The sequence below is a fragment of the Candidatus Woesearchaeota archaeon genome (assembly GCA_021734105.1).
In the GTDB taxonomy this organism is placed as follows: Archaea; Nanobdellota; Nanobdellia; order Woesearchaeales; family SKGA01; genus SKGA01.
This window is the reverse complement of the sequence record JAIPJP010000035.1, coordinates 1-8,240: the sequence shown is the minus strand read 5'-3', so window position 1 is coordinate 8,240 and position 8,240 is coordinate 1. Positions and strand designations below refer to the sequence as shown.

General features: G+C 37.3%; 8 protein-coding genes and 2 tRNA genes. 5 read left to right on the top strand and 5 right to left on the bottom strand.

What is annotated here, in order from left to right:
* Positions 1-244, bottom strand: a 244-nt coding sequence (locus K9M74_05445) for a hypothetical protein (protein ID MCF7799319.1), incomplete at its 3' end; no start/stop codon positions are given.
* A gap of 17 nt (positions 245-261) precedes the next feature.
* Positions 262-504, bottom strand: a complete 243-nt coding sequence (locus tag K9M74_05440; protein ID MCF7799318.1) for a hypothetical protein — start codon at positions 502-504, stop codon at positions 262-264.
* 220 nt (positions 505-724) lie between these two features.
* Between K9M74_05440 and K9M74_05435 the strand changes: the two genes are divergently transcribed.
* The 4 genes from K9M74_05435 (at position 725) to K9M74_05420 (ending at position 3,981) form a co-directional block, all read left to right on the top strand.
* Positions 725-799: transfer RNA gene (locus K9M74_05435), tRNA-Asn, on the top strand.
* Positions 800-841: 42 nt separating this feature from the next.
* Positions 842-963, top strand: a tRNA-Ile gene (locus K9M74_05430).
* Between the two features lie 369 nt (positions 964-1,332).
* Entirely contained in the window at positions 1,333-2,937 is a 1,605-nt protein-coding gene (locus tag K9M74_05425; protein ID MCF7799317.1) for a hypothetical protein, read from the top strand.
* Positions 2,938-2,961: 24 nt separating this feature from the next.
* The gene (locus K9M74_05420) at positions 2,962-3,981 is read left to right on the top strand and encodes a class I SAM-dependent methyltransferase family protein (protein MCF7799316.1); all 1,020 of its coding nucleotides are present in this window, start codon (positions 2,962-2,964) and stop codon (positions 3,979-3,981) included.
* A 336-nt stretch (positions 3,982-4,317) separates the two neighbouring features.
* Here the strand turns inward: K9M74_05420 and K9M74_05415 are convergent, their stop codons facing one another.
* Positions 4,318-5,268, bottom strand: coding sequence for an AAA family ATPase (locus K9M74_05415; protein MCF7799315.1), 951 nt, complete (start codon positions 5,266-5,268; stop codon positions 4,318-4,320).
* Between the two features lie 300 nt (positions 5,269-5,568).
* Between K9M74_05415 and K9M74_05410 the strand changes: the two genes are divergently transcribed.
* Positions 5,569-6,018, top strand: a complete 450-nt coding sequence (locus K9M74_05410) for a hypothetical protein (protein ID MCF7799314.1) — start codon at positions 5,569-5,571, stop codon at positions 6,016-6,018.
* Here the strand turns inward: K9M74_05410 and K9M74_05405 are convergent.
* Together K9M74_05405 and K9M74_05400 are read right to left on the bottom strand one after the other, a co-directional pair.
* Positions 6,007-6,342 (bottom strand): NUDIX hydrolase, encoded by a 336-nt coding sequence (locus tag K9M74_05405; GenBank protein ID MCF7799313.1) that lies wholly within the window; start codon positions 6,340-6,342, stop codon positions 6,007-6,009. The genes K9M74_05410 and K9M74_05405 overlap by 12 nt on opposite strands.
* A gap of 74 nt (positions 6,343-6,416) precedes the next feature.
* The gene (locus K9M74_05400; protein MCF7799312.1) at positions 6,417-7,739 is read right to left on the bottom strand and encodes a DUF87 domain-containing protein; all 1,323 of its coding nucleotides are present in this window, start codon (positions 7,737-7,739) and stop codon (positions 6,417-6,419) included.
* Positions 7,740-8,240: the final 501 nt, after the last annotated feature.

Here is an 8,240-nt window from a genome sequence, read left to right as displayed (position 1 = left end):
ACGTCGAATTAAACAAGGTATTACCCGTATCTACTAATGTACAAGTACCAAAGTTAATAGCCGTATCATCAACAACAATAGCAACATAAGAACCAATATCTAAATCTACTGTGCCTGAGCCAGTAGTAGCAAAACCAGTCGGAGAAACACTTTCTAATTGATTAAGACTCATCAATGTGCCACCAACACTTACCACAATTGCTGCAACCAAGAGCAGCCCCAAAGTTTTATTTGAAATATCCATTATGTATCACCAACCACTTATTCTAGAGGAACTTCTTCTGAGGGAGGAATAAATAAATTAACCTCTCCACTAGGCGCAGACTTTGGAATATATAAAGATACTTTCCCAACACTTGTCGTACTACCTTCTTGACTGTCCGCTGCCGCTGCAGCATTATACTTACCCACGCTATCCATCACCGTTAAGGTTCCTAATGTTGAAACAATAATGGTCAATGCCACAAGGATAAGAATTGTTCTATTTGATATATCTTCAACCATAATTTACACACCATACGTTTACTACAACATAAGTATAACTAAATTGGGTAATAACAGCTATATAAATCTTTTGCTACCTAACCAGCACCTAACACCCTCAAAACAGTCTTATAACTCCATGTAAACACGCTACGCGTTAAATTTATAAATGGCAAACAAGTCTTCTCAGCACTCAAGCATACACAAAAAACCTAAAAAGCTACAACTAAAACAACATCATGCCTCCGTAGCTTAGTGGTAGAGTGATCGGCTGTTAACCGATTGGTCGCCAGTTCAAATCTGGCCGGGGGCGCCATAATCATCTGTGTTCTGGTTAACAGAACACGACTATTTGTTTGAGCCCGTAGCTTAGCCTGGTAGAGTGCACGACTGATACTATTAGCGAAAAACCAATGAACAAGTGGAACGTTAATACCAGATATCGTGTGGTCCGGGGTTCAAATCCCCGCGGGCTCACCATTTTCCTAACAGAAAATAACAATCCCTAGAGATTTGAACATGCACAAAAATCTTTGATTTTTGGCAGCCAAACTCATCAAGCTTAGCAATCCCCGCGGTAGTGTCGCTTACGCTTCGGACTTCCAAATGAACAACACTCATTTGAAAGACTCACCATTTTTTATAACCACTTCGTAAACTCTTTATTTAGAACTAGAACTGCAATTCTAGCAGATTATTTGAAAAAATACTTTTGTCTTATAAAGAAAAAATATTTAGATCAAAGGAAAAATCCTTGTCGCTCTACTATCGTTCTAGCTTCATCTCGGCATAACACTGGACATACTTAAACCAAAATGATTTAAACAACGAACAACCACTCATTATCTCATGAGAACTACTGCTATTACGTCGCATAAAGATCAAACAGTTGGCTTATGCTTAAAAACTATTCAACAACATAAACAAGCGCTAGTTTTTTGCGCAAGTAAAAGAGCAGCAGAAAGTCAAGCAGAAAAAATAGCCAAGGATATACGAGGCGAAGAACAAGCAATTAATTTTGCAGCAACAAATCTTCTCGCTGAAAAAATTCTTAAGGTGCTTAGCACACCAACAAAACAATGCAAACGATTATCATTATGTATACGACAAGGCATTGCCTTTCATCACGCAGGCCTCGCAAGCAAGCAACGAGAACTTGTCGAAGATGCATTTCGAGAAGGAATTATTAAAATTATTTGCTCAACACCAACGCTAGCAGCAGGACTAGACATGCCTGCCTTTCGCACCATTATTCGCGACACGAAACGATTTGGAAATCGAGGAATGGTCCCTATACCCGTTTTAGAATATGAACAAATGGCGGGACGAGCAGGACGACCGGGAAAAGAAGATTATGGAGAAGCAATACTTATTGCAAAAAATGAAAATGACCTTGAAGAACTTCGCGAAACATATATACGGGGACAAGTAGAAGATATCTTCTCAAAACTTGCTGTTGAGCCCGTGCTTCGCACCTACATCTTAAGTTTAGTTGCAACAAAATTTGTTACTAATGCCCAAGAGCTGTATAGTTTTTTTGAAAAAACATTTTATGCACAACAATTCAGCGATAGTAAAAGACTCCAACGAACACTACAAAAAATGATTGTGCTTCTAGAGGAATGGAGATTTTTAGAACAAACAACAATAATTAAACAACAAAATAAAACAGATACATTATTTATACCCGCAACAAGACTTTTAGAAGAAGAAAAAACAAACGAAAATCACCCACTTACTGCAACACTACTCGGACAACGAGTTAGTGAACTCTACCTTGATCCATTAACAGCTCACGTGTTATTAGTAGGATTACAAAAACTTTCTTGTAACCCAAAAGAATCAACAGATGAAGAGCAAACCTTTGCACTTATTCATCTTCTTCATTGTTCGCTTGAAATGATTCCGCTCTTACGCGCAAAAGCAATCGATATGGAGATGATACAAACACGACGCCTGGAGCAAGAGTTCCTCTTTACTGAAGAAGAATTTTACGATGTTAGCGTTGATGATTTTGATGATAGCATTAAATCAACACAATGCATGCTGGATTGGATGAGTGAGCGAACAGAAGATGAACTTTTTGAACGCTACAACGTTCGACCAGGAGAACTGAGTATCAAACTGCAAAAAGCAGATTGGCTCTTATATGCATGCGAAGAACTTGCACGTATGAGTAATTTAAAACCAGTAATAAAAATAATCAAACAGGTACGTGTGCGTGCAAAACATGGTGTGAAGGCAGAACTTCTAACACTACTTCATTTCAAAAATATTGGTCGCGTGCGCGCACGAAAACTATTTACTCACCACGTCAAAACCATAAAAGATGTCGAGCGAGCAACGCCTGAATTTCTTGAAGGCATTGTAGGTGTTAAAATTGCACAAAGCCTTAAAGAGCAAGTAGGACAAAAAAAAGAAGACAAACCCCTTGAGCGGCAGGAGCATTTATAAATTATTACTGATTTTAAGAGTTCTATGACGATGTGTGTGAAAGCTCCTTTAGACAAGGCCGAGCAAATCAAAAAAGAACTCATTGCCAACAACCAGTTGGATAATTCTTATCAACCTAAAAAAGAACATGACTTCATCTATTTTCCCGTGCGCAATTACCCAAAAGAAACTGTTGATGTTGCACTTGAAGAACGAATACACAAAAAAACAGCGATCCCATTTAAAGATGTGCTACAAAACATTTTAATGCCAGAAGAACTCGCAATAGCAAAGGCAGCACATGATATTATGGGAACGATAGCAATTGTTGAAATTCCTCACGAACTAGAACATAAAGAAAAAGATATTGCGCAAGCATTGCTACAATCAAACCCGCTTATTAAAACAGTTCTTAAAAAAGGAAGCGGACACGAAGGAACATTTCGCACGCAAGACATGAAACACCTTGCAGGCGAACAAACCAAAGAAGCAACCTATAAAGAAAACGAATGCGTTTTTACTGTGAACGTTGAAGACGTGTATTTCTCAGCAAGACTTTCAACCGAACGAAAACGTATTGCGCAACAAGTTAAAGAAGGTGAAGACATTCTTGTCATGTTTAGTGGCGCAGCACCATATCCTTGCGTTCTTGGAAAACTCACCCCTGCAAAACATATCGTAGGTGTAGAAATTAATCCGCAGGGACATACATACGGCCTTGAAAATATTAAAAAAAATAAATTAACTAATGTCGAACTTCATTGTGGCGATGTGCGAGAAGTAGTGCCGCAATTAGGAAAGACATTCGACAGAATAATTATGCCACTACCAAAAACAGCAGAAGAATTCTTAGATGTTGCTTTACCTGTCGCAAATAAAAATGCAATTATTCATCTCTACGGATTTTATCATGTCGATGAATTTAACAAAGCAAAAGACGAAATTAAAACCTATTGTGAACGACTAGGCCGAACATACGAAATCTTAGAAGTTGTTAAAAGCGGACAACAAAGCCCGCGAACATTTCGCATCTGTGTTGATTTTAAAATAACTAATTCTCGTTAAATAAAAATTATTCATAAACTTTTTTTGCAAGCATGAAAAAATTATTTTTAGAAAAAAAGGTGTATGCTCTGCCAAGCCATCTTACGTATAGGCGAACGTAGTATGTTTCGCTAAAGCTCAAGCATAGAAAAAAACAGAACAAAAGTAAAAACAACAATAAAACAAAAGTAGAAAAAAAAGAAGATGAGAAGAAAAGGGTGTATGCTCTCTAGTTACTACCGATAATCATCGACACGAATGCCTCAGCGGGTGTTCACGCGGTCATCACATACACAATGAATAGAAAAGAGTTAAGACTATAAAAAGGTTGGGTTAAGAATAAGAAAAAGAAATTATCTAACTAAACATACGCAAATACTCATCGCCTTCAGTTTCTTCATTACGAAGAACTTTTTCTTTTGCATACGCAAAATCCAATTTTGTAACAATTGTTCGCTTTTCACGAATTGCAGCATAACCCGATTCAGTACAAACAGCTTTAATTTCAGCACCACTCATACCTTCAAGCAGTTTAGCCATCTCTTTATAACGAAAACCTTTTTCTACTTTCATATTTTTAGTATGAATACGAAGAATTTGCTCAACACCTTCGATATCAGGATTACCTACTTCAATTAACCTATCAAGACGACCAGGACGAAGTACTGCAGGATCTAAAATATCTTTTCTGTTCGTGCAACCAATAATTTTTACATCAGCAAGCGGTTTAAAACCATCAATTTCTGCAAGAAACTGCATGAACGTTCGTTGTACCTCACGCTCACCACTTGTTCCTAACTCAATTCTACTTGCAGCTAAGGAATCTAATTCATCAATAAATACTATTGCAGGAGCCTTTTCTCGAGCAAGCTCAAAAATTTCTTTAACTAATTTTGCACCTTCACCAATAAATTTCTGCACCAACTCACTACCAACAACTTCAATAAACGTTGAGTTCGTACTTGAGGCAACAGCTTTAGCAAGAAGCGTTTTTCCAGTACCTGGAGGACCATGAAGTAAAATACCTTTTGGCGGTTCAATACCCACTTTTGTAAAGAGTTCTGGACTTTTTAATGGTAATTCGACAACCTCGCGAATTTCTTCAGCTTCGCGCTTTAAACCGCCAATATCAGACCATTTGACATTTGGCTTTTCCATAATAACAAATTGCTCAACATTAAAACGTCTCGTAGAACGAACCTTATCAACAATAGTGAGATTTTTTTGCTCAACTAAAACAGAATCCCCCGCCTTTAAGTCTTCAAGCTCGCTAGAAATATCAACAAAGAATTTATTACCGTTTGGCATGACAATGAGTGCGTTATTTTCATCAATAAGCTCCACAACATCTGCAACAAGAAGCGCAGGAGAACGATATCTATCCAATTCATTTTTCAGCTGCGAGATGGTTTCTCTAAGTAGCCTATTTTCTTGTTCGATATCTTGGGGCGTACCACTTAATGCAAATGCACCTCCATCCATATAATCTCTTGCCATATACAAGGGGTGAAACAAACAACAGTATTTAAATATATGGGCTAAATAACAGCATACTGTTTGTCCACATTTGGCATACAATCACCATACCAGGCTCTGAAGTGAATTTTTATGATGAAACAAGCACATTCGGTAACCATTAGTGTGTATTCCTACGAAGAGGAGGATGAAGAAAAAACAGCAGAAACCCTTATTGCATTCCTACCTGAACAGTTTGAAGAAGAAAACATTCAACTAGAAATTACCAAAGCAAAGGTCCTTGAAGGACGAGATATGAAATTATTTAGCGTGACACTGACCAAACAACGACATATAAATTATATTCTTAAAGAACTTAAAGCAGTATTAGGTGATGCGCAATGCGCAACCATTGCATCTCAGGAAAATCGCGTTGATAATGAAGGTAATTTATACATCCGACTGGATAAAACAAAACTTGAAGAAACAGATGAAGCAGTATTAACAGACGGCGGTACTTGCTATCATTTCAAAATCGTTCTAGCAGCATTTCCAAAAAATCGCGAGAATGCCCTTAACGTTGCAAAGGAGTTATTTAGTTAAACAATCTAATGCAAATAACGCTTTTTCTTTTATATGTTCTAAAAAAGGTTCTGATGCTAATTCTTCTTTTGAAAAACAACGTACATCATCAATTTCATTTTCTTCTATTTTTAATACGGAAAAATCTTCAATGAATCCAATATATTCTAAAATAGTTTCATCATTGTCTGCAAAAATAAAAAAGGGATTGTTTAAGGAAGAAGATAAAATGGTTGGAGGATAATAAGAAATAATCTTTGCAGATAAGTTAGTTTCCTCTTTTAGTTCTCTTCTTAAAGCTTTATCAAAGGTTTCTTGTTCCTCGACGTGTCTGCCGACAGGAATCCAAAGTTGTTTTTATCTATGTTTAATTAAGAAAATTTTATCTTCATGCAAAAGAAAGGCAGTAACCACATACTTCATAAAAATTCCTCGGCGTCTTTTTCTTCTTTAATTGCAGATGGGCTGCCCCCGCCATGCCACGTAAATCGTGGACGAATACGAATAGGATACATTTTTTCATTGCTGTCATCGAATAAGATTCCTGCGCCTTTCACGCGAGGAAGATGATCAAGTTGCTCAACAAGACCTTCACGCATATATGATTGCATAAGCATACCCAGCGCGTCAACATCAATTTTTGCTGTGATACGGTGTGCAAGAACGATGTCTGATTGCGTCATCACATCAGTATGAATTTTACCTGGTTGCTGCGTTGCAAGAATTAATGAAAGACCGGGTTGACGACCTTCACGCATAACTGTCACAAGCGCATCGGTTGACGCAACCGTTCCGTCTCGCGGTAAAAACTCGTGCGCTTCATCAATAACAAGCCAAACAAGCGGCATGTCTTGTTTTTCTTTTGCATCTATTGAAAAAAAATTCGTTGCGGTTTGTACACTATCGTGCTCTTCGTCTTTTCGAGCAACCATACGGTCAACAAATAATCGTTTTGCAATGAGCCCCACCATTAAAGCTTTTACATCCCAACCACCAGGCATAGTCGCATAACAAGATACATCAAGAATAGTTATTTGGCCACCCTTAGCAATATCAGCAAGCTTTGTTCCGTGATCGGAAAACACGCCCCAAGAATCAGCCATACGAAACATTGCAACAACTGCATCTTTTGTTGCCTTATTTACTTCAGTATCGTCTCGTAATTGCTTAATAACATCGGCAATGAGAAATGTCTCCGAGTGTTTTTTAAGATCAAGAATTGTTTTGTTAATAAGAATTCCTTCACTACTATATTTATCGGTTTTAAATGCCGTGCACCAATCATCAGGATCAATAGCGCTTGGCGTAAGGGTGAAAGGCACATCAGTTGGAATACCTTCTTTTTTGTAAGTATGATAATATTTTTCAGGAGTAAAAATTTTTACAGGAATACTCTCGGGTTTTAGACCCCATTCATCCAAGAGTTCTTTATCTTGTAAATTAGGATATTTCATCGTCCAATACACACCCATGGTATCGAGCAAAATTACTGAAAGATTTTGTTTGATTGCATCTTCAAGTAAGTGAAACCCTTCGGCAATAGCGCCCATCGTATACGATTTTCCGCCACCACGTTTGCCGCAAATAAAAACAACATGAGCGCCTGCAACATCCATATACACATTATTAGAAAGCGATTGGGTCTGACCCATTCGAATATAATGCTTCCCAATAAGAATAGCACCTTTCAAGCCCCATTTCTCAAGGTCTTTCTTACTTCTTCCTACGACAATATCTTGCATACCACGGTATAAAGGAAATTCGTTTAAAAACATTTGCACTACGAGGGTACATTCCAAAAGAACTTTTATGGCCCACTATGAAGTAATTATATCTCGTGCTAAAAAAAATAGTATACAACTGTTACCAGTCTTAAAAGAAATTTGCTTACGAAATCTTAATCGTTAAACGCAAGACTTGCCATATCTATATAGCAAATTTATTTGTAGAGATGACTTTGATGAAAATTATACGTGTTTAGCGTACTAAAAGCAAATCTGTATCTGCCCTACATGGTTTTTGAAAATGTTCATTGTTTTCTGAGTTTATACCGTTCTTATATAACTAAATAAGTCAGAGGTTTTAAAGAAAAACCGTTCTAGAGGGCTTTGTGTATTAAGTAGTCTCTGTGTATAAAGTCCGAAAAATGTGTAAAAAGTCGTTATGCTATGGTTTTTGAAAGAATACTTTTAATATCTCCATTAAGTCCTTTTAACCTATCTTCTGAATGCCATAATGCTTCG